The following is a 1,652-nucleotide window of genomic DNA, read 5'->3' on the forward strand; positions in this document are numbered from 1 at the left end:
TCATGTTTATATTCATTCCTTTCGCTTCGCTCAAGGCACAAAACGCAATGAAACAAGTTTATCTTGAGCGTTAGTTTGGCAAATCTATAGCCATAGGGATATCAATTAACTACAAATCACGCGGAGGTGAGTGGGCTGCTCCAGTTGTGGAGTGACCGCATGTTTATATGTGTAGATTGCCTTTCCAAGCACAAATAAGTGTGACTTCGAGCACGCAGACTTATCTTTGTATAAACATTACTCGTTTATTGCTGGGCAATCAGTCAATGTTGTCTATCCCTATAATTCTAGTAAAGGAGAATTTCCCTATGGCTTTAAAAATTGTTTATCCAATTTGTTGTGGAATTGATGTCCACAAAACCTTTGTTGTGGCTTGCATTGCTTCCACAATTAAAGGAGTCACTACTTACAAACGCCATCGCTTTTCTACCTATACAAAAGGATTGATTGAGCTGTCACAATGGCTTTGTGAAAACAAATGTAAGGATGTCTGTATGGAATCTACCGGGAAATACTGGATTCCCGTGTTTAATGTACTTGAAGATTCCTGTAACATCACTTTGGCACATCCTAAATACGTCAAGGCTATCCGTGGTAAAAAAACAGATAAAAAAGATGCCAAATGGATTGCGGATTTATTTAAGCATGATCTAGTAGCTGGAAGCTTTATGCCTCCACTTAAAATTAGGCAACTTCGTGACCTAATGCGTTACCGCTTTAAAATAACTAATTTTATGTCTAGTGAAAAAAATCGTCTTCAAAATAGTTTAACCGTGTCTAATATTCAGCTTGGAAATATTGTTTCAGATACCTTCGGCAAAAGCTCAATGAACATTATTGAAAAGCTACTAGAAAATCCATTGGACACTTCTTTTGATTTAAAACCTTTAATTCATGGCTCCATGAAACATAAACTTCCTGAACTGGAGCTCGCTATTGACGGATACATTACTCCTGAACAAGCTGAAAAATTAAAGGTTATTAAACAACACTACGAAGACCTTGGGTCCCGTAAGGAGGACCTTGAAAAAATAATTCTTTCTCTTGCCGCGCCCTACACAGAAGAAATCAACTTAATCTTAACTGTTCCGTCCTTCAAAAACATCTTTTCCGCCATTGCCGTGGTTTCTGAAATAGGTGTTAATATGGACGTGTTTCCGACAGCGAAGCATTTATGTTCCTGGGCAGGACTTACTCCCACAAACAATGAGAGTGCCGGCAAGAAAAAGTCAGTAAGAATTTCGAGAGCAGGTTGCTACATAAAACCCCTTTTAGTACAGTGTGCTACTGCTGTAATCAAAAGTGAAAAACATCCCGAAATTCGAAACCGTTACTTAAAACTCAAGAAACGCCGTGGTCACAAACGAGCAATTATTGCAATTGCACGAATGCTTTTAACAGCTATCTACAATATTCTCAAAAAGAAAGAAGCATATAACGCTGAATTGTATAAAAAATCGGATGTTCTTCCAGTAACCCGTGAAATCACGATAGAACAAGCGATTTTACTAGCTAAACACCACGGCTATCGAGTCTTAGAGGCTTCTTAAGTTAAGAATTAATTTGATCAAAAATTTTTAAAAGTCGTCTTAAGATGGCTTATTTGTCGTGCTCTCAATTAAAATAGTGGTCAAACGAAGTTTTTCAGACTT

Annotated in this window: 1 protein-coding gene; it reads left to right on the forward strand. The window is 37.6% G+C overall.

What is annotated here, in order from left to right:
• Window positions 1-308 precede the first annotated feature (308 nt).
• Window positions 309-1,550: an IS110 family transposase gene (locus CKJ95_RS21675; RefSeq protein WP_099355550.1), complete on the forward strand. Its 1,242-nt coding sequence runs from the start codon at window positions 309-311 to the stop codon at window positions 1,548-1,550.
• Window positions 1,551-1,652: the final 102 nt, after the last annotated feature.

This window comes from Fredinandcohnia onubensis, assembly GCF_002734285.1.
In the GTDB taxonomy this organism is placed as follows: Bacteria; Bacillota; Bacilli; order Bacillales; family Bacillaceae_L; genus Ferdinandcohnia; species Ferdinandcohnia onubensis_A.

Bases quoted from the DNA above. Each gene is read 5' to 3' on its own strand.
- CKJ95_RS21675 (WP_099355550.1), top strand. From the start codon at position 309: ATGGCTTTAAAAATTGTTTATCCAATTTGTTGTGGAATTGATGTCCAC.